Source organism: Ralstonia pickettii, assembly GCF_030582395.1.
GTDB classification, from domain to species: domain Bacteria; phylum Pseudomonadota; class Gammaproteobacteria; order Burkholderiales; family Burkholderiaceae; genus Ralstonia; species Ralstonia pickettii_D.
Map to the genome: position 1 here is coordinate 2048542 of NZ_CP104381.1, position 18977 is coordinate 2067518.

General features: G+C 64.7%; 18 protein-coding genes. 13 read left to right on the forward strand and 5 right to left on the reverse strand.

Translation table 11 applies throughout. The features are described from left to right. The first annotated feature begins 332 nt into the window (after window positions 1-332). The 10 genes from N5B55_RS09890 to N5B55_RS09935 all read left to right on the forward strand — a co-directional run bounded on the left by N5B55_RS09890 (window position 333) and on the right by N5B55_RS09935 (window position 8102). Window positions 333-899, forward strand: a complete 567-nt coding sequence (locus N5B55_RS09890) for an RNA polymerase sigma factor (protein WP_012762315.1) — start codon at window positions 333-335, stop codon at window positions 897-899. Further along, window positions 896-1336 carry a DUF3619 family protein gene (locus N5B55_RS09895; protein WP_304538043.1) on the forward strand — a complete coding sequence of 147 codons (441 nt, stop codon included), beginning with the start codon at window positions 896-898 and terminating at the stop codon, window positions 1334-1336. The genes N5B55_RS09890 and N5B55_RS09895 overlap by 4 nt, the downstream gene beginning before the upstream one ends. A gap of 11 nt (window positions 1337-1347) precedes the next feature. Then, a complete protein-coding gene (locus N5B55_RS09900; RefSeq protein WP_304538044.1) occupies window positions 1348-2196 on the forward strand; it encodes a DUF3106 domain-containing protein in 849 nt (282 codons plus the stop codon). A gap of 94 nt (window positions 2197-2290) precedes the next feature. Then, window positions 2291-2815 carry an RDD family protein gene (locus tag N5B55_RS09905; RefSeq protein ID WP_304538045.1) on the forward strand — a complete coding sequence of 175 codons (525 nt, stop codon included), beginning with the start codon at window positions 2291-2293 and terminating at the stop codon, window positions 2813-2815. A gap of 30 nt (window positions 2816-2845) precedes the next feature. Then, window positions 2846-3862, forward strand: coding sequence for an esterase/lipase family protein (locus tag N5B55_RS09910; RefSeq protein ID WP_304538046.1), 1017 nt, complete (start codon window positions 2846-2848; stop codon window positions 3860-3862). Window positions 3863-4105: 243 nt separating this feature from the next. Next, window positions 4106-5056, forward strand: coding sequence for a UDP-2,3-diacylglucosamine diphosphatase (locus N5B55_RS09915; protein ID WP_304538047.1), 951 nt, complete (start codon window positions 4106-4108; stop codon window positions 5054-5056). Between the two features lie 86 nt (window positions 5057-5142). Further along, window positions 5143-6186 (forward strand): glycosyltransferase family 4 protein, encoded by a 1044-nt coding sequence (locus N5B55_RS09920; protein ID WP_154207209.1) that lies wholly within the window; start codon window positions 5143-5145, stop codon window positions 6184-6186. Between the two features lie 12 nt (window positions 6187-6198). After that, window positions 6199-6663: a diacylglycerol kinase gene (locus tag N5B55_RS09925; RefSeq protein ID WP_012762321.1), complete on the forward strand. Its 465-nt coding sequence runs from the start codon at window positions 6199-6201 to the stop codon at window positions 6661-6663. A gap of 138 nt (window positions 6664-6801) precedes the next feature. Beyond that, on the forward strand, window positions 6802-7521 hold the full coding sequence (locus N5B55_RS09930; protein ID WP_012762322.1) for a TetR/AcrR family transcriptional regulator: 720 nt from the start codon (window positions 6802-6804) through the stop codon (window positions 7519-7521). Next, the gene (locus N5B55_RS09935; protein WP_012762323.1) at window positions 7518-8102 is read left to right on the forward strand and encodes a TIGR00730 family Rossman fold protein; all 585 of its coding nucleotides are present in this window, start codon (window positions 7518-7520) and stop codon (window positions 8100-8102) included. The genes N5B55_RS09930 and N5B55_RS09935 overlap by 4 nt, the downstream gene beginning before the upstream one ends. Window positions 8103-8114: 12 nt before the next feature. Here N5B55_RS09935 and N5B55_RS09940 read toward each other — a convergent pair whose 3' ends face one another. From N5B55_RS09940 to N5B55_RS09955, 4 genes are read right to left on the reverse strand one after another with little or no spacing between them, the layout of a single operon-like run. Beyond that, window positions 8115-8693 (reverse strand): DUF924 family protein, encoded by a 579-nt coding sequence (locus N5B55_RS09940; protein ID WP_304538048.1) that lies wholly within the window; start codon window positions 8691-8693, stop codon window positions 8115-8117. Window positions 8694-8742: 49 nt separating this feature from the next. Further along, window positions 8743-9147 (reverse strand): group II truncated hemoglobin, encoded by a 405-nt coding sequence (locus N5B55_RS09945; protein WP_027681011.1) that lies wholly within the window; start codon window positions 9145-9147, stop codon window positions 8743-8745. 33 nt (window positions 9148-9180) lie between these two features. Continuing rightward, the gene (locus tag N5B55_RS09950; RefSeq protein ID WP_304538049.1) at window positions 9181-11715 is read right to left on the reverse strand and encodes an ABC transporter permease; all 2535 of its coding nucleotides are present in this window, start codon (window positions 11713-11715) and stop codon (window positions 9181-9183) included. Between the two features lie 56 nt (window positions 11716-11771). Then, window positions 11772-12872, reverse strand: coding sequence for a substrate-binding domain-containing protein (locus tag N5B55_RS09955; protein ID WP_304538050.1), 1101 nt, complete (start codon window positions 12870-12872; stop codon window positions 11772-11774). Window positions 12873-13033: 161 nt separating this feature from the next. On the opposite strand from N5B55_RS09955, the gene N5B55_RS09960 reads away from it, so the two are divergent. Beyond that, window positions 13034-13882 (forward strand): substrate-binding domain-containing protein, encoded by an 849-nt coding sequence (locus N5B55_RS09960; RefSeq protein WP_178960943.1) that lies wholly within the window; start codon window positions 13034-13036, stop codon window positions 13880-13882. 37 nt (window positions 13883-13919) lie between these two features. On the opposite strand, the gene N5B55_RS09965 is transcribed toward N5B55_RS09960, so the two are convergent. Beyond that, window positions 13920-14867 (reverse strand): LysR substrate-binding domain-containing protein, encoded by a 948-nt coding sequence (locus tag N5B55_RS09965; RefSeq protein ID WP_065858913.1) that lies wholly within the window; start codon window positions 14865-14867, stop codon window positions 13920-13922. A 212-nt stretch (window positions 14868-15079) separates the two neighbouring features. On the opposite strand from N5B55_RS09965, the gene xdhA reads away from it, so the two are divergent. After that, window positions 15080-16594, forward strand: a complete 1515-nt coding sequence (xdhA, locus tag N5B55_RS09970; RefSeq protein ID WP_304538051.1) for a xanthine dehydrogenase small subunit — start codon at window positions 15080-15082, stop codon at window positions 16592-16594. A gap of 4 nt (window positions 16595-16598) precedes the next feature. Beyond that, entirely contained in the window at window positions 16599-18965 is a 2367-nt protein-coding gene (gene xdhB, locus N5B55_RS09975) for a xanthine dehydrogenase molybdopterin binding subunit (protein WP_304538052.1), read from the forward strand. The last annotated feature ends 12 nt before the right edge of the window (window positions 18966-18977 follow it).

An 18977-nucleotide genomic window follows, 5' to 3' on the forward strand; every position in this document is an offset into this window, starting at 1 on the left:
AATTGTTTGGATGCTCTCTACCGGGCTTGTGGCGCGGATTTGAGCGGTGCGCGTCTGCATGGATGGTCCGCCTGATGGGCGTCCAGATGAGACAAACCACAGATATTGTGAACCGCGGATGATACTGCAATGCCGCATAGCGGTCCAGCGCCGGCGCGAATCTCCAAGTCAACGGGCCCACCAGACAGTCGGTCTGTCCGTAGAGCCGCATTTTTGCTAGCATCGCAACATTTTTCACGGCCAACGCCGTTGACGCCACGCGGCGTGACCATCACATCTTGTGAATGTGAATTTTCGCGCGGCCGCCTTACAGGAATCGCATCCGCCGTTGTATGGCCTCTGAACAGGAACTGTCGGCCTTTCTCCTAAGCGTCGAGAAACGCGCCTTCAAGCAGGCGGTCTTCGCGGTGCGCGATGACGATGCCGCGCTCGATATCGTGCAGGACGCCATGATCAAGCTGGCCGAGAAATACGGCGACAAGCCGGGGGCCGAGCTCCCCCTGCTGTTTCAGCGCATTCTGCAGAATACGATTCATGACTGGTTTCGCCGCTCCAAGGTGCGCAACACGTGGGTGAGCCTGTTTTCCAGCTTCCGCACGGACGCCGAGGGCGACGACACCGACCCGCTTGAACTGATCGAAAGCGAAGCCGGCACCACAGCGGCGGAAAGCAGTGCTGACAAGGTCGAGCGATCGCAGATGCTGGAAATCCTGGAACGCGAAATCGAGAAACTCCCCACGCGTCAACGGGAGGCGTTCCTGATGCGTTACTGGGAGGACATGGATGTTGCAGAGACGGCCCAGGCGATGGGCTGTTCCGAGGGCAGTGTAAAGACGCACTGCTCGCGGGCAACACACGCCCTGGCCCAAGCGCTGCGGGCGCGAGGGATCCGACTATGAACAAGGTAGAACTTCGAGAACGCCGTTTTGCGCATGCCGTCCGAACCGCTCTGAATGAGTCGGCAGGACAGTTGCCGCCCGATGTGCGCGACCGCCTCGCAGCGGCCCGCCGGACGGCGCTTGCGCACAAGAAAGCGGAAGTGCCGAGCACGGTGCGCTCCCCTGCCTTGGCAATACCGGGCGTCGGCTCGGTGTCCTTCGACACGGAAGGCGAGGCACCGTCGCCGCTGCAACGCGCTGCCGCAGTCCTGCGCCGCCTTGGCCTGTTGTGGCCGACCATCGCGCTGGTGGCTGGGCTCGCGGGCATCTATCAGTGGCAGCAGCAACAACGCGTCGACGAACTCGCGGAGGTCGATGCTGCAATGCTGCTCGACGATCTGCCGCTGGCCGCTTACGCCGATCAAGGCTTCCATCAGTACCTCAAGCACGATCAGTGAAAGGCTGATCGATGAGCAACTTCCAGCACACCCACGGCCAATCACCGCGAGGCGAAAGGACGCTGCGTCTACGCGCCGGTATCGTTGCCTTGATCGGCGCGGTCGGCCTGACGGCGGGGCTCGCGATCGCGCAGGTTCCAGCCGCTTCGGCGCCTGCGGCCGGTCCCGGCGTAACAGTCAACGCGCCGGTGACCGATCTGCCGACGCCGCCCGCCACGAATCCCCTGCCGGCAGTCCACCCGAACTGGACAGAACTGACCATTGTGCAGCAGCGCATCTTTGCGCCTCTCGCACAGGAATGGAACGGTCTGCCGGAATTGGCCCGCAAAAAGTGGCTGCAGATTGCGCAGGCGTATCCGAAATACACGCCGGCACAGCAGCAGCGCCTGCAAACGCGCATGGCGGATTGGGTCAAGCTCACCCCTGAGCAGCGCCACCGCGCGCGGGAAAATTTTCAGACCACCAAGTCGCTGCCTGTGCAGAAGAAGAGCGAGGCGTGGCAAAGCTATCAGCAGTTGACGGAAGAGCAGAAAAAGGCACTGGCTGCCGCGGCAAAGGCGCAAAAGCACCCGTCTGCGGTGACGGCGCTTCCTGGCAGCACAGGCCTGGCGAAGGACGCCGCCAAGTCGCTCCACCACGGTGCGCGCACCAAGCCTGGCACCACGAAATCGGTACCGACGAACAAGGCGACCGCCACGGCATCCGCGCCGGCTGCGACACCTGCGCCCCCACCGGCTGCTGCCGCACCGGCACCGGCGCCGTCAAGCGCGCCGCCGCTGCCGCCTCACCCGGTTGCACCGCCAGCGACCACCGGCGGAGACTCGGGCAACCCGCCGCCCTCCACGGTGCTGGGCGGCTAAGGCCCACAAACCCTTTGGCATAATCCGAACCACGTGCCCGCGAACGTTGCGCGGCGCCTGATGGACTGCGCTTACGGCGCTCACACTTTGTTCGATGGCCACCTCCGCTTCTTCAACCTCGCCGGTTGCGACGCCTGATCCGCTCGCAGCGCCCACGCTGCGTCGCCGTCTTGCCGCCATGCTGTACGAAGGCCTGCTGTTGTTTGGCGTGATGTTTGGCGCATCGGCTGTTTTCTTGCTGCTGCGCCTGATCGTTCCGCCCCTTGCCCGGACCGGCGATGTGGGACTGCAGGTGTGGGGCTTCCTGGCGCTGGGTCTGTACTTCGTGTGGTTTTGGCGCAAGCGCGGCCAAACGCTTGCAATGCAGACATGGCGCATGCGCGTGGTCAACGCCGATGGGTCGCGTATTTCGCTGGGCCGTGCCATTGCACGCTATCTGCTGGCGTGGGTGTGGGTGGCCGCAGCGGTCGGCGTCATCCATCTGAGCGGCGCGTCGCGATGGACCGGTGCCGGTGTCGCTCTCGCATGCCTGCTGGTTTGGGGCGCGTTGGCGTGGTTCGATCCGCAGCGCCAGTTCCTGCACGATCGCCTGGCCGGCACGCGGCTGGTGCGTGACTGATCAGTTTCACATTCGGCGGCCTCCTCCACCATGACGCACGCCGATCTTTCAGCCTCCTCTGTTCCTTTCGCCTCCCTGACCGCCGCCACTGTGCGCCGCATTGCCGTTGCGCTGCAATGTGCCGCGACGATCGCGGTCGGCTGGGCAGCGCATGACTGGGCGGGATGGCATTGGCCGGCCGCAACGTTGCTCGCGGGCGCGGCGCTGGTGCTGGGCTATCTTCTTTCGGTCGGATGGGCGTTCCTGGTGTCGCTGAAGAGCCTCGGTACCGCGATACCGGACGACCCCATGTGGGACCGCATGCCCGTGCCGTGCGAACAGCGCATCGGCATCACCGGCTTCATCGCATGTTGGTTGCGCGAATGTGTATCCGTAGCGTGGATGTTCAACGTGCTGCAGCCGTTCCGCGCACGCGCAACGTTCGATGCGCCCGCCGATGCGGGCAGGCGCGTGCCTGTGCTGATGGTCCACGGCTATGGCTGCAACCATGCGGTGTGGCTGCCGATGCAGCAGCATCTGGCCGCCGCCGGACATCCGACCGACGCCATCGATCTCATGCCGTTGCTGGGCGACATCGACGAATACGCCCAGGACATCGTTGCGGCCGTCGCGCAGCTGACGCGCGCGCACGGGCGCGCGCCCGTCTTGCTCTGCCACAGCATGGGCGGACTCGCTGCGCGAGCGCTGCTTCGACAAGCGGAGCCTAGCCCGGTGACCCACGTGATCACGCTCGGCACGCCACATCGGGGCACGGCAATGGCGCGTACAGGGCGCGGCCGCAACGTCCGTCAGATGGCGTGGGCGAGCCCGTGGCTGCGCCAACTTGCGGCGTCTGAAACGCTGGCCGTTCGGGCGCGCATCACGTCAATCTTCTCGTGGCACGACTCCATTGTTGGGCCGCCCGGTGCGTCTTGGCTGGAAGGCGCGCGGCACATCCCCCTTGCAGGGATCGGCCATGTGTCGCTGCTATGCGACGCACGCGTGCGCGATGCTGTGCTGGCGGAGCTTGTACGGATTGAAGGCATCACGGCGACCGCCTCTGCTTGAAACCCGCGCCCGGCGTACTTCTTGGGCGTACGCCTCCTCCGGCCCGGCAACCACGTCATGTGACGGTCATGTTTCTGACACGGCTTTTTCATGCAGCGATGGCGAAATCCGTCTAACGCAGCCTCTGTTGCCGACATGGTCCTGCCAAAACTGCCATCGCGCCCTGGTTTCCTCCGCCGCCTCGCGCAACGCTTTCGCGCTGCTCCCCTCACCGGTTCCGACTGGAACGCTCCACCGCCTCTGATGCAAATGGCCGCCGGGCTCGCCGCCGCGGGCGCGCTGGGCTCAGCCTTACCGGCCGGGCGTGGCGATGTCCGTGAGCACGAGGCACCCGTCGCCACGCCAGCTTCGACAGCAACACCGGACCGCGCGGCTGACACCGACACTGACCCGCCCGCCGAGAAAATTCAGCGCTATCGCACGATCTGGCTGTCGGATATCCACCTCGGTACGCCGGGCTGCCAAGCCGATTACCTGCTCGACTTCCTCAAGCATCACGAATCGGACACGCTGTACCTGGTGGGCGACATCGTCGACGGCTGGCAACTGCGCAAGGGCTGGTACTGGCCGCAGGCCCACAACGATGTGGTGCAGAAGGTGCTGCGCCGCGCGCGCAAAGGCACGCGTGTGGTCTTCATCCCGGGCAACCACGACGAGATGGCGCGCCAGTTCCACGGCCTGAACTTTGGCGATATAGAAGTCGCTGAAGATGCTGTGCACGTGACCGCTACGGGAAAGCGCCTGTGGGTCGTGCACGGCGACCTGTTCGACGGTGTGATGCAGCACGCGCGCTGGCTGGCTTACGTGGGCGATTCGCTCTACACCTTCATCCTGGCGATGAACCGGCACTTCAACCGCATCCGCGTGCGGCTTGGTTTTCCGTACTGGTCGCTGTCGCAATACCTGAAGCATCAGGTCAAGAACGCGGTCAACTTCATCAATTCGTTCGAGCGTGTGATGACGGACGAAGCGCGCCGCCGCGGCTGCGACGGCGTGGTCTGCGGGCATATCCACAAAGCCGAGATCCGCGAGATCGACGGCCAGCTTTACTGCAACGACGGCGACTGGGTGGAGAGCCTCTCCGCGTTGGTCGAAACCATGGAAGGCGAACTGCAGATCGTCTACTGGACGCATCTGCTCGATGCGCCGCGCACCTCCCGCCGCGCACGCCGTGCCGCTGCGGCCGCCGCCTGATGGAAGCCCCTATGACCAACACCAGCATCGACTTCGCCCAGCCCGCTGCGGCCCAACCTACCCCCCAAGGAGAGCCCGTGAAAGTCATGATCGTCACCGATGCCTGGGAACCGCAGGTCAACGGCGTCGTCCGCACCCTCACCCAGACGCGCCGCGAGCTGGAGGCCATGGGGCACATCGTCGACATGATCACGCCGCTGGAATTCAAGACGGTGCCGTGCCCGACGTATCCGGAAATCCGCCTGTCGATCCTGCCGTCCAAGCGCGTGCGCGAGCGCATCGAAAAGTTCGCCCCGCAGGCCTTGCACATCGCTACCGAAGGCCCGCTGGGCCTGGCTGCACGCGCCTACGCGCTGCGCCATAAGCTGCCCTACACGACGGCATACCACACGCGCTTTCCGGAGTATGTGCAGGCTCGCTTCGGCATTCCGCTGGCCTGGACGTATCGCTTCCTGCGCTGGTTCCACAGCCCCGCGCAGGCCGTGATGGCACCCACGCCAGTGGTGCTGAAGGACCTTGCCGACTACGGCATCACCAACGGCGTGCTGTGGACGCGCGGCGTGGACCTGGACATCTTCACCGCCCAGCGCAGCAACGTGCTGAACACGGCGCACCCCATCTTTCTGTACGTCGGACGTGTGGCCGTGGAAAAGAACGTCGAAGCATTCCTGGAGCTGGATCTGCCGGGCTCCAAGTGGGTCGTCGGCGAAGGTCCCGCGCTCGCCGGGCTGAAAGCCAAGTACCCGAATGCCAGCTACCTCGGCGTGCTCAAGCAACCGGAACTGGCCAAGGTGTATGCCTCGGCCGATGTGTTCGTCTTCCCGAGCCGCACCGACACGTTCGGACTGGTATTGCTGGAGGCCCTTGCCAGCGGCTTGCCGGTGGCGGCGTATCCGGTAACGGGCCCGATCGACGTGCTGGGCGATTCTCCGGCTGGCGCATTGCGCGAAGACCTGCGCGAAGCCTGCCTGGAGGCGCTTCGCATCGACCGCGCCACGGCGCGCGCGCATGCAGAGAAGTTCTCGTGGCGCGCTGCCTCCGAACAGTTTCTCGCGCACCTGCGTCCGATGCCCGCCGCCTCCGCCGGCAACACGACGGCCGCCGAACCCTCCACCGCCGCGGGTGCCTGAGCCTTGCGTTCCATGAAGCCCACCACCCCGCCGGATCGGCGACTGGAAAATCCGCCTGCCCCACCAGCGGCCGGCGCCTATTCGCCGGCTGACAACCCGCATAAAGGCAATCGCGGGATCACGCGGGCCTGGTTTGCGCTCAAGAACTCCATCAGCGGCATCCGCTTCGCCATCGATGAGGAAAGCGCGTTCCGCCAGGAGCTGACGCTGTGCGCGATCCTGTTGCCGTGCGCCTTCGTCATTCCCGCCACAGTGGTCGAGCGCATTATGATGCTCGGCACGCTGGTGCTGGTGCTGATCGTGGAATTGCTCAATTCGAGCGTGGAAGCGGCAGTCGACCGCATCTCGCTGGAGCAGCACGGGCTGTCCAAGCGTGCCAAGGATTTCGGCAGCGCGGCGGTAATGCTGGCCCTGTTGCTGTGCGTGGGGACGTGGGTAGCGATCGCGTGGCCGTGGGTGGCATCGCTGTTGCATTAGCATCACCAGCGAAAAGCGCGCGACAACGTTTGGCAACGTATTCCCCCGCGGCATGTGGGGATCGTTGCACAAGCACGATCTCTTATAATCCGGGCACCAATACGCCACGGAGACAGGGCCACCGGCCTTGGCAGTTCAATGGAAACCAAGCAGCATTCCACCGGCCCGCGCCGGACGCGCGATCGCATTCTCGAAGTGTCGCTGCGCCTGTTCAACGAACTGGGCGAGCCCAACGTCACGACCACGACGATCGCCGAAGAGCTGGAGATCAGCCCGGGCAACCTGTACTACCACTTTCGCAACAAGGACGACATCATCAACTCGATCTTCGTGCAGTTCGAGCAGGAGATCGCGCGTCGTCTTAAGCTGCCGGACGATCACAAGGCCACACTCGACGAAACGTGGGGCTACCTGCAGTACATGTCGGAGTTTCTCTGGAACTACCGCTTCCTGTATCGCGACATCAACGATCTGCTCGCGCGCAACCGCATGCTTGAACTGAACTTCAAGCGGATCGTCGAGCAGAAGCGCCACTTCGCCATGGACATCTGCCACCAGTTCATCGAAGACGGCGAGATGGAAGCCACGGCCGAGCAGGTCGACGTCATCTGCACCAATATCGTGGTGATTGCCACCTACTGGCTGTCGTTCCAGTTCGTGCAGCATCCGCGCCAGTACAACGACCAGAACGCGATCCGTGACCACCTGCACGGCGCGAGTTACCACATCCTGTCGATCCTCGCGCCTTACCTGCGCGGCAAGCCCCGCCGGGCGTTTGATTTGCTGGCGGTGAGCCGCAGCAACGATCCGCCTATCGGCGCCCCGGGCACCCCCAGCAACAACACCCCTGCTCAATGAAATCGATCTGCGTCTATTGCGGTTCCAGCCCCGGCGAGCGCCCGGAATACAAAGCCAACGCTATTGCGCTGGGCAACGAGATGGTCAAGCGTGACCTGACGCTTGTCTACGGCGGCGGCAACGTCGGCCTGATGGGCGTGGTGGCCGACGCAGTGCTGCACGGCGGCAGCCCGGTCATCGGCATCATCCCGAAATCGCTGGTGCGCAAGGAGGTCGGTCATAAGGAGCTGACCGAACTGCACATCGTCGACAGCATGCACCAGCGCAAGCAGATGATGGCCGATCGAGCGGACGCCTTTATCGCCATGCCCGGTGGCGTCGGCACTTATGAAGAGCTGTTCGAAACCTTCACGTGGCTGCAGCTCGGCTATCACAACAAGCCCATCGGCCTGCTGAACGTGGCGGGTTTCTACGACAAGCTGCTTGCCTTCATCGACCATGCCGTGCAGGAAGGCTTCCTCAAGCGCCATCACGCCGACCTGCTGCACGTGAGCGACGACCCCGCCGCGCTGATCGACATGCTGGCGCGTGCGCCGCGCGAGACGGTCGACAAATGGTCGGAGCGCCGCGAGCGCACGTAAGCCCCGCCAGGGCTAAAACGACGACCCTGGCTGCTTCAGAAACTCCACTTCCTCGGGCGTGGAAACGCGCCCGAGCGCTTCGTTGCGATGCGGAAAGCGCCCGAATCGCGCCACGATCTCGCGGTGCTTCTCCGCCCAGAAGAGCGGGTCCGCATCGCCTTCCTGATCGCGCAGGCGTGTGTAGAGGCGAATTGATTCGTCCTGCGCAGACAGCGCCTCGCTGTGCTCGAACGGCAGGTAGCAGAACACACGGTGATGGCGCGTCGGCAATCGCGCATCCCAACCCGCGGCCACAACGATTTGCGCGGTGTGCAACGCAGCCGCATCGCTGGCAAACGCGCGCGCGGTGCCGCGAAACATGTTGCGCGGAAACTGGTCGAGTACGACGATGCGCGCGGTGGCTTCGAGCGGCGTATCCATCCAGGTGTCGGCGTCACCCGCGGAAAGCGCTTCCCACAGCGGCAGGAAACGGGCGCGGATCTCGGCATCGAACGCGTCGGACTTGGTGAACCACTCCGGCCGTGCATCGATCAGCGGCGCGTTGCCGAACCAGAACGCGAGCACGTCGTCTGCCGTGGGCAAACCGATCATCGGGATCTCCTCGAATATGTTCTTGTAGGGTGCGCTTTCGCGCGGCACCTTAGCGTTGCACGTTCCGCATCCAGTCGGCGGTCTGCCAGAACGCCTGCATCAGGCGCATCTGCAGGGCTTCGTCCAGGCCGATGTCTTGCATGGCGAGGGCCATGCAGCGCATCCATTGATCACGCTCCTGCGTGCCGATCTCGAACGGCATATGGCGCGCACGCAGACGCGGGTGGCCAAAGCGCTCGATGAAATGATTCGGGCCGCCCAGCCAGCCGCACAAAAACCAGAACAGCTTGTCCCGCGATCCATCCAGACTTTGCGGATGCAGCGCGCGCAGCACGGCAAACTCGGGCTCCAGATCCATGAGGTCATAGAAGCGGTCAACGAGTTCGCGCACACGCGCTTCGCCGCCAATCAGGTCAAACGCCAGGGTCTCCTGGCCGGAAGTTGCATCAGTCATACAGCGTCATTCACATCAAGAATCCAGGCGTCGTCATGCATCGCGGAGCGTTGCCATGGCGGGGCGGCGCAGCACGTCGCGCAAGCCCAGCCAGCCGCCAACAAAGGCGCACGCCATGCCGCTCACGATGCCCACCGGCAGGATCGCCGGGTTGAAACGATACGGAAAATCGAAGACGTACGCCGACAGCACCCAGCCGATGGCGATCGCGCCCAAGCCCGCCATCAGCCCGGCGAGGCCACCAACGATCAGCACTTCTGCGTACTGCGTCTGACGTACCACACCGGAGCCTGCACCGAGGGCGCGCAGCACACCGGCATCGCGCAGGCGCTCGTCGCGCGAACCGGAGAGCGCGGCATACAACACCAGGACACCCGCCGCGAGCGTAAAGACGAAGAGGAATTCCACCGCCGCCGTCACCTGGTCCAGCACGCCCTGCACCTGCTGCAGGATCAGTTCGGTATCGACCACCGTGAGGTTCGGAAACTCGCGCACAAGCTTGGCCGGCAGATCGGCCTGCCCGGCGGGAATGCGGAACGCGGTCACGTACGTCTGCGGCATGTCGCGCAGCGCCACGGGCGGCAGGATCACGAAGAAATTCACGCGCATCGAACTCCAGTCGAGCTTGCGCAATGACGTGATGGGCGCATCCACCGTCTGCCCGGCGACGTCGAAGCGCAGCACATCGCCCAGGTGCAGGTTGAGCGTCTTGGCAATGCCCTCTTCCACCGAGGCCTCGGGCTTTTGTCCACTGAACCAGTGTCCGGAAACGATGCGGTTTTCAGGCGGTTGCGTGGTCGCGTACGACAGGTTGAATTCGCGTTCGACCAGGTTGCGGGCGCGCGATTCGGCATAGGTCTGGCGATCGATCACCTGGCCATTCACCTGCGTCAGGCGCCCGCGCACCATTGGATAGAGTTTCGGATCGGCCACGCCGGCCTGCGCGAGGGCCTGCGCCACCGCCTGCATCTGGTCAGGCTGGATGTTGATGATGAAACGGTTGGGCGCATCGGCCGGCGTGGCGTTATGCCACGAGCGGATCAGGTCGTTGCGCGTCATGGCGAGCAACAGCAGCGCCATCAGGCCGACCGCAAGCGCCACGGTCTGCAGCACGCTCACGCCGCGACGGCGCTCCAGTACGGCCAGTGCGAAGCGCCAGCCCACGCCCAGCGCACGACCGCGTCCCAGCGACACCGCCAGCGCACGCAATCCACCTGCGGCCAGCAGCGCAAACACGACGATCGCGCCGGCAAACCCGGCGGCGGTCAGCGCGCCAAGCTTCACGTCGCGCGCTGACACCACGAGGAGCGCGAAGAACGCCGCCCCGCCCAGCGCATAGCCGATCCAAGCAGCAACGGCACGCTCAGCCACGTCGCGCCGCAGTACGCGCAGCGGCGCCACACGCACGAGGCTCAGCAACGGCGGCACGGCAAAGCCGATGAGCAGCACCAGCCCCGCCGTCACGCCCACGATCGCAGGCCAGGCGGATGGCGCAGGCAACGTCACCGTGACAAGATCCCCCAGCGACGCCAGCAACAGCCAGTGCGCGCCATAACCCAGCGCCACGCCCACCGCAGAACCCAACAGGCCGATCAGCAGAAACTCCAGCGCGAACGTGCCGAGAATCTGGCGCTGCTTGAGCCCCAGGCATTTGATGACGGCCACCGCATCAGTATGCCGTGCGGTGTAGCGGCGCGCGGCCATGGTGATCGCCACCGCGGCAATCATGGCTGCCAGCAAGGCGACGAGCGAAAGGAAACGCTCCGCGCGGTCCAGCGTTTCGCGCATCTGCGGCTGGCCGTTCTGCAACGATTCAACGCGCACGCCACGCAACTGGCGCGTCTTCGCTTCGTTCTCAGCCCAGGTGTGGAACGCGCTGGCCGCGGCATCGGGGCCGGCCACCAGCAGGCGATACGTGACGCGGCTGCCGTAGGTGACGAGGCCCGTCGATCCCAGATCCGACATCGGCAGCATCACCCGCGGAGCAAAATTCATGAAGCCCGCGCCGCGATCGAGTTCCTGAGTGATGACGTGGGCGATCTGGAAGGTGCGCGAGCCCAGGCGCATCGCATCGCCCACGCGCATGCCGAGCGCTTTGAGCAGCGGTGCGTCTACCCACACCGTGCCGGCGGCGGGAATGCCCCGTATGGGCGCACCCGCGCTATCCCGCCCGTCATCGCTGACCTTCAGCGTGCCGCGCAACGGGTACCCCACATCGACGGCCTTGATGGCGGCGAGTTGCGATACCGGTTCGCCCGACGCGCCCTTGGTCAACGTGCTCGCCATGCTGGGGAAGGTCGCGGTGTGCGTAACCTGCAGGCCGCTTGCGCGCGCATGCGCCTCGATGTCGGGCGGCAACGGCTGGTCGGAGACGACAAGCACATCCGCGCCGATCAACTGCCGCGCATCGCGCTCGAGGCCCGCATGCATGCGGTCGGCCAGAAAACTGACGGACGCCAGCGCCGCCACGGCCAGCACCAGTGCGACGAGCAGGAGGTTCAGTTCACCGGCGCGCCAGTCGCGGCGCAGCATGCGCAGGGCTTGGGTCCAGACGGAGAAACGTGACATGGGCAGAACATGGACGGGGCGCGCAATGGCGCAAACCCCGCCATGTTCGCACGACTTCAGCGGGCCAGCGCGCGAGCCTCGTCAGCGTGCCAAGGCAGCGCCTGCTCTGCGGTCAGCAGCGAAACGTGCTCGGTCGGCCGGTAGCCGGCGAGATGGCCCAGGCCTTCGCGGAAGGCCGGCTGCCCGATGCGCTCGATCAGCTCGCGCACCCAAGGCGACAGTGCGTCGTTGCGGCGCACCGCCAGGTAATACGTCTCGCGCGTCAGCGGCACAAAATGCAGGCCGTGCGCTTCGGCGCCGGGGCGCAGGCCGAAGCCGACGTCCGCCCGTCCTTCCTGCACGGCCAGGGCGATCTTGTCGCTGGAGAATTCCTGCTCCTCATACCCGTGGATCTGATCGGGATACAGCCCGGCGGCCACCAGCAGCTGATCGAACAGCAAACGTGTGCCCGAGCTCCGCTGACGGTTGATGAACCGGGCCTGCGTGCGCGCCAGATCGCCCAGCGACTGCACCCGCCCCGCCCATTCCGCCGACATCATCAACCCCTGCTCGCGATCGGCCAGGGCGATCAGGCGCACGGCGGTCGGACGCAGCCACTTACGCAAGGTCTGGTGCGCGATCGAGCCTGCACCCTGCTGCGGCGCCACGTAGAAGCCGGCCACTTCGCATTGTTTTTCCTGCAGGCAAATCAGCCCTTCGACGGCGCTGCAGAACACGGTATCGATGTGGGCGCCGTGGCTTTGCCGCGCAAACGTCTCGGCCAGCAGTTCCACGGCCGGGTCATGGCTGCCCGAAAAACGGATGCGCGCCTGCGACTGCGACGCATCTTCCAGCTCCGAGAGGAACTGCCCCATGGCCTGATGCAGGGCCGGCTCGAGCTGCTCGCGCAGCCGCAGTTCTGCGCGCAGCATGCGCTCGCCGAACAGCGTGAGCGAGGCCCCCCGACCCCGCTCCATGTCGAGCAGCGAGCGGCCGAGCATCTCTTCCCACGACCGCATCACCCCCCAGGCGTGCCGATACGACAGCCCCACCTGTTTCGCCGCGCGGTGCAGCGATCCCGTCTCCCGAACGGCACGGAGCAACTGAAACACCTTGCCGTTGGCACGCGGGTTGTCGTCCGGCCCCACCACCGGAAATACTTCGAACTGGAATGTCATTATGTTTATGGTTTCCTATTTACTTCGGCCGTGCCCCGGGAAAACAATTCTGCTCATTCCGGGGGCGGACTTCTTGTGGTCGCTGGCTGCCCTCCCGACGTTGCTGCCATCATGCAGCAACCGACATAAAGCGTCCACGCCTTCGCACTCACCCCTACACCATGGCCGGATTCTCTCAAGCCCTTCGGTTATCTGCTGTCATCTGCCTGACGCTCGCGGCTGCCACGGCCTCATATGCTGGCAATCTCCGCATGGCGACCACCACCAGCACCGAGAATTCCGGTCTGCTGAAAGTCCTGTTGCCCAAATTTGAAGCCGCCACCGGCGTCCATGTGCAGGTGATTGCCGTTGGCACCGGCAAGGCAGTCAAGTTGGGCGAATCGGGCGATGTCGATGTCGTGCTGGTGCACGCCCGTCCACTGGAAGACGCTTTCGTCGCCTCGGGCGGCGGTATTGACCGCCGCGACGTGATGTACAACGACTTCATCCTCGTCGGCCCTGGTGCAGACCCAGCACACGTGCGCGGCCAGAAAAACGTCATCCAGGGGATGGAGACGATCGCCGCGGCAGGCGAAAAAGGCGGCGCCAAGTTCATCTCGCGTGGCGACAACTCCGGCACCGACGTCATGGAAAAGGCCTACTGGAAAACGGCCAACATCGACCCGAAGGGCAAGCCGTGGTACATCAGCGCGGGGCTGGGGATGGGCGAAGTGCTGAACATGGCCGCGCAAATGAACGCCTACACGCTCTCGGACCGCGCAACCTACGGCACCTACCGTGCCAAAACGGGCCTCGACATCGTGCTGGCTGGCGACCCACGCATGTTCAATCCCTACGGGATCATCGCGGTAAACCCGAAGAAATATCCGGGCGTCAACTACACCGATGCGACCAAGCTGATCGAATGGATCACGTCACCTGCCGGGCAGCAGGTGATTGCCGACTTCAAAGTCAACGGAGAACAGGTATTTTTCCCAGACTACGGGAGGGCGGTCGCCAGCGGAAAGTAACGCCGCCCGGCGGCATGGCGACCCAGGCGCTGCAGATTCAGGCCACCGCCGATTCCAACTGCGAATGCTGCGGCAGCTCGGCAGCCACTTCGCCAATCATGCGGCGTAGCCACATTACATCGGGCGCGGCATGGCTGCGCTCGTGCCAGAGCTGGTAGAAGCGCATCTTCGGAAACGCCATGGGCGGCGGCAGGATGCGGATCGGCAGATACTGCGCGCAATGCGCGGCGAACTGGCGGCCGGTGGTGAAGACGAGATCGGTGCGCATCAGCACATACGGCACCAATCCGAAGTACGGCAGCGACACCTGGATCTGGCGCTTCAGACCTTGCTCCGCAAGTGCCTGATCGATCATGCTGCGCTGCATGACAGCGTACGGCGCCGGCGCAAGATGCGGCATCTCCACATAGTGCTTGAGCGAGATCCCCTTGCGCGCCAGCGGGTGCTGCGCCCCCAGCATGCAGACGACTTCATCGTCGAACAGCGGCGAAATGTGCAGATGCTCGGGCGGCGACAGCCAGTTGCCGATCACGAGGTCCATGCCGCCCTGCTCCAGCGCAGCCAGGTAATCGACACCGGCATTGAGCGGATGCACGACCAGCTTGGCTTGCGGCGCCTGCTTGCGTAGACGCTCGACGATATTGGGCAGGAAAAAGGCGTCCAGATAATCCGGCGCCCCCAGATGGAACGTGCGGGTGGTGTTGCCCGGGTCGAATTCCTGAGACGGGCGGGCGATACGTTCCATCGCCTCCAGGCTCTGCTGCGCGAGGGCCAGCAAATCGTGGCCGCGCTCAGTAGGCACCATGCCGTTCTTGCCGCGCACCAGGATGGCGTCGCCGGTGATCTCGCGCAGGCGCTTGAGCGTGTTGCTGATGGCCGGCTGCGACTGGCCGAGCTTGACCGCCGTACGGGTCACGCTCTGCTCGGTGAGCAGCGTGTAGAGAACGCGCAGGAGATAGGTATCGAGGTGATCTTTGCCGTGCATCTGGAGGCGGTACCGGCCGTGCCGTACCTTCAAAAAAACGTGCTTGGGGACGCTGTCAGTGTATGTCACTTGTACACCGCGCCGCCAGACCGCTACCGGCGGGTATACCCCGGATTTTGGCTTTCCGATGCGGGTTATCACATGGGCCAAATATTGCATTCCTGGCCCGGTGCTATGGTTCCGTTACACACACAAACAGGCGTAGAACCCCCATGGAGACTCAGCCCATCCGCTTCTTCCACCGCGGCCAGGTCCGCACCGTCACGGACGCCCCGATCACCAGGACGGTGCTTCAATATCTGCGTGAGGACGCACACTGCACCGGCACCAAGGAAGGGTGCGCCGAGGGCGATTGCGGTGCGTGTACCGTCGTGCTCGGTGAGCTGCAGGAAGACGGCAGCGTCGGCTTGAAGGCCGTCAACGCATGCATCCAGTTCCTGCCCACGCTGGACGGCAAGGCGCTGTTCACCGTGGAAGACGTGCGCGGCAAGGACGGCACGCTGCACCCAGTGCAAGAGGCCATGGTGGAGTGCCACGGATCCCAGTGCGGCTTCTGCACGCCGGGCTTCGTGATGTCGCTTTACGCCCTGTACGAGAACACCGGCAATCAGACGCCCATCCCCTCGCGCCAGACCATCTGCGATTCGCTCACCGGCAACCTGTGCCGCTGCACCGGCTACCGCCCCATCATCGACGCGGGCGAACGCATGTTCGAGCTGCCCGCGCCGGCCGGCATCGACCGCACGCAACTGGCCGACACGCTGCGCAAGCTGCAGCGCAAGGACACCTTCAGCTATGCGCCCGTCGGTACCGAGAATGCGCCGCGCTTCTACGCCCCACGCACCGCTTCAGCCTTCGCCGCGATCAAGGCCGCGCATCCGAACATCCGCATCCTGGCCGGCAGCACCGACGTCGGCCTGTGGGTCACCAAACAGTTCCGCGACCTAGGCGACATCCTGTACATCGGCCAGGTGTCGGATCTGTACGCACTGGAAAAGCGCGATGGCTGGATCGAGATCGGCGCTGCCGTCTCGCTGGAAAAAGCGTACGAATTTCTGGCTGCGGACTACCCCGAAATGACGGAGCTGTGGAAGCGCTTTGCCTCGCTGCCGATCCGCAATGCCGGCACGCTGGGCGGCAACATCGCCAACGGCTCGCCGATCGGCGACTCGGCACCCGCGCTCATCGCCATCGGCACGCGTGTCGTGCTCCAACGTGGCGAAGTCCGCCGCGAGTTGCCGCTTGAAGACCTCTACCTCGCCTACCAGAAGAACGCGATGGAGGAAGGCGAATTCGTTGCGGGCCTGCGCATCCCCGCGCGTGAAGGCCGCGATGCACTGCGCTTCCGTACGTACAAGCTCTCGAAGCGTTTTGACGAGGACATTTCCGCCGTGTGCGCGGCGTTGGCCATCGAGCTGGACGGAAACATCGTGCGCAGCGCGCGCATCGCTTACGGCGGCATGGCGGCAACATCCAAGCGCGCGACGGAGACGGAAAACGCCATCCTTGGCCAGCCGTGGAACGAGGCGACGGTGCATGCTGCCATGGCAGCCATGTCGCGCGACTACACGCCGTTGACCGACATGCGCGCGACCGACAATTACCGGCGCATCTCGGCTGCCAACACGGTGTACCGCTTCTGGCTGGAAACCCGCACTGACGCGCCGCTCGCGCCCGAACAGATCAACGTGCGCGCGGTCGAATTGAATACCCTCACGGCAGCCTAAGAACATGAACAAGCAAACCGAAGCCTTCCTGCTGGCGGAAGCCGATATTGCTGGAGCCGTGTCTGGCCAGCGCGGCGCTGTGGTCGGCGTGTCGCGCCCGCATGAGTCTGCGCACCTGCATGTTGCGGGTACCGCCACGTACACCGACGACATTCCTGAGCTGGCCGGCACGCTGCACGCGGCGCTCGGCATGAGCACGCAGGCGCATGCGCGCATCGTCAACATGGACCTGGACCGCGTGAAGGCCGCGCCGGGCGTGGTGGCGGTGTTCACGTCGGCCGACATCCCCGGCACGAACGATTGCGGCCCGATCATTCACGACGATCCGATCCTGGCGACCGACACGGTGCACTTCATCGGCCAGCCGATGTTCATCGTGGTGGCCACGTCGCACGATGCGGCGCGACGCGCAGCGCGTCTGGGCAACATCGAATACGAAGTACTGCCCCCGCTGCTGACGCCTGAAGAGGCTCGCGCCGCGGGCAAGTCGGTGCTGCCGCCGATGCACCTCAAGCGTGGTGAGCCGGCCGAGCGCATCGCCGCAGCGCCCCACTCCGAAGCCGGCAAGATGTCGCTGGGCGGGCAGGAGCAGTTCTATCTCGAAAGCCAGATCTCGTACGCCGTGCCGAAGGAAGACAACGGCATGCACGTGTGGTGCTCGACGCAGCATCCGACCGAGATGCAGCACATGGTGTCCCACATGCTGGGTTGGCACGCCAACCAGGTGCTGGTCGAATGCCGCCGCATGGGCGGTGGTTTCGGCGGCAAGGAATCGCAGTCCGGGCTGTTCGCCTGCTGCGCTTCGCTCGCGGCATGGAAGCTCGCCTGCCCCGTCAAGCTGCGTCCAGACCGCGACGACGACATGATGATCACCGGCAAGCGGCATGACTTCCGCTTCGCCTATGAAGCCGGCTACGACGGCGACGGGCGCATCCAGGGCGTCAAGGTCGACATGACCTCGCGCGCCGGTTTCTCGGCCGACCTGTCGGGCCCGGTGATGACGCGCGCCATCTGTCACTTCGACAACGCCTACTGGCTGCCCGAAGTGGAAATCGACGGCTTCTGCGCGCGCACGAACACGCAGTCCAACACCGCATTCCGCGGCTTCGGCGGCCCCCAAGGTGCGTTCGCCATCGAATACATCATGGACAACATCGCGCGCTCGGTCGGCAAGGACGCGCTCGACGTGCGCCGCGCCAATCTGTACGGCAAGGACAAGAACAACGTCACGCCATACGGGCAGACCGTGGAAGACAACGTCATCCATGAACTGCTCGACGAACTGGAAGCAACGTCCGACTACCGCGCGCGCCGCGAAGCGATTCGCGCATTCAATGCGACCAGCCCGGTGCTCAAGCGCGGCCTGGCGCTGACGCCGGTGAAATTCGGCATCTCGTTCAACGTGAAGCACTTCAACCAGGCGGGCGCGCTGGTGCACGTCTACAACGATGGCTCGATCCTCGTGAACCACGGCGGCACCGAAATGGGCCAGGGCCTGAACACGAAGGTCGCGCAGGTCGTGGCGCACGAACTGGGCGTGTCGTTCACGCGCATCCGCGTGACAGCCACGGACACCAGCAAGGTGGCCAACACCTCCGCCACGGCGGCATCCACAGGCAGCGACCTGAACGGCAAGGCTGCGCAAGACGCCGCACGCCAGATCCGCCAGCGCCTGATCGCGTTTGCGGCCGAGCATTACGAAGCGCCCATCGAGACGGTGGCGATCGTGGGCGATCATCTGGAAATCGGTACGCGCCGCGTGCCGTTCGACGAGCTGGTCGGCAAGGCCTATGTTGCCCGCGTGCAATTGTGGTCCGACGGCTTCTACGCCACGCCCAAGCTGCACTGGGATCAATCCAAGCTCAAGGGCCGTCCGTTCTACTACTTCGCCTACGGCGCAGCGGTGTCGGAAGTGGTGGTCGATACGCTGACCGGCGAATGGCGCCTGCTGCGCGCCGACGTGCTGCACGACGCCGGCCGCTCGATCAACCCGGCCATCGACATCGGCCAGGTGGAAGGCGCGTTCATCCAGGGCATGGGCTGGCTCACGACCGAAGAGCTGTGGTGGAACAAGAACGGCAAGCTGATGACGCATGCGCCGTCCACCTACAAGATCCCGACGGTCAACGACTGCCCGCCGGACTTCCGCGTGAATCTGTTCAACAACGCCAACGTGGAAGACAGCATCCACCGTTCCAAGGCACTGGGCGAACCGCCGCTGCTGCTGCCGTTCTCGGTGTTCTTTGCCATTCGCGATGCGGTGGCTGCGGTTGGCGACGGCCGCACGAACCCGCCGCTGAATGCGCCTGCCACCAGCGAGGAAATCCTCAAGGCTGTGGATGCCATCCGCAGCGCCCCGCTGTCCGCCTGAGTTCGGAGAACA

What these genes read in the sequence shown, in the direction of transcription:
- N5B55_RS09890 (WP_012762315.1), top strand. Translation starts at nt 333, where the DNA reads ATGGCCTCTGAACAGGAACTGTCGGCCTTTCTCCTAAGCGTCGAGAAA.
- N5B55_RS09955 (WP_304538050.1), bottom strand. Translation starts at nt 12,872, where the DNA reads ATGACATTCCAGTTCGAAGTATTTCCGGTGGTGGGGCCGGACGACAAC.
- N5B55_RS09945 (WP_027681011.1), bottom strand. Translation starts at nt 9,147, where the DNA reads ATGACTGATGCAACTTCCGGCCAGGAGACCCTGGCGTTTGACCTGATT.
- N5B55_RS09900 (WP_304538044.1), top strand. Translation starts at nt 1,348, where the DNA reads ATGAGCAACTTCCAGCACACCCACGGCCAATCACCGCGAGGCGAAAGG.
- N5B55_RS09915 (WP_304538047.1), top strand. Translation starts at nt 4,106, where the DNA reads ATGCAAATGGCCGCCGGGCTCGCCGCCGCGGGCGCGCTGGGCTCAGCC.
- N5B55_RS09895 (WP_304538043.1), top strand. Translation starts at nt 896, where the DNA reads ATGAACAAGGTAGAACTTCGAGAACGCCGTTTTGCGCATGCCGTCCGA.
- N5B55_RS09910 (WP_304538046.1), top strand. Translation starts at nt 2,846, where the DNA reads ATGACGCACGCCGATCTTTCAGCCTCCTCTGTTCCTTTCGCCTCCCTG.
- N5B55_RS09935 (WP_012762323.1), top strand. Translation starts at nt 7,518, where the DNA reads ATGAAATCGATCTGCGTCTATTGCGGTTCCAGCCCCGGCGAGCGCCCG.
- N5B55_RS09920 (WP_154207209.1), top strand. Translation starts at nt 5,143, where the DNA reads ATGATCGTCACCGATGCCTGGGAACCGCAGGTCAACGGCGTCGTCCGC.
- xdhB (WP_304538052.1), top strand. Translation starts at nt 16,599, where the DNA reads ATGAACAAGCAAACCGAAGCCTTCCTGCTGGCGGAAGCCGATATTGCT.
- N5B55_RS09965 (WP_065858913.1), bottom strand. Translation starts at nt 14,867, where the DNA reads ATGCACGGCAAAGATCACCTCGATACCTATCTCCTGCGCGTTCTCTAC.
- N5B55_RS09940 (WP_304538048.1), bottom strand. Translation starts at nt 8,693, where the DNA reads ATGATCGGTTTGCCCACGGCAGACGACGTGCTCGCGTTCTGGTTCGGC.
- N5B55_RS09960 (WP_178960943.1), top strand. Translation starts at nt 13,034, where the DNA reads ATGGCCGGATTCTCTCAAGCCCTTCGGTTATCTGCTGTCATCTGCCTG.
- N5B55_RS09925 (WP_012762321.1), top strand. Translation starts at nt 6,199, where the DNA reads ATGAAGCCCACCACCCCGCCGGATCGGCGACTGGAAAATCCGCCTGCC.
- xdhA (WP_304538051.1), top strand. Translation starts at nt 15,080, where the DNA reads ATGGAGACTCAGCCCATCCGCTTCTTCCACCGCGGCCAGGTCCGCACC.
- N5B55_RS09905 (WP_304538045.1), top strand. Translation starts at nt 2,291, where the DNA reads ATGGCCACCTCCGCTTCTTCAACCTCGCCGGTTGCGACGCCTGATCCG.
- N5B55_RS09930 (WP_012762322.1), top strand. Translation starts at nt 6,802, where the DNA reads ATGGAAACCAAGCAGCATTCCACCGGCCCGCGCCGGACGCGCGATCGC.
- N5B55_RS09950 (WP_304538049.1), bottom strand. Translation starts at nt 11,715, where the DNA reads ATGTCACGTTTCTCCGTCTGGACCCAAGCCCTGCGCATGCTGCGCCGC.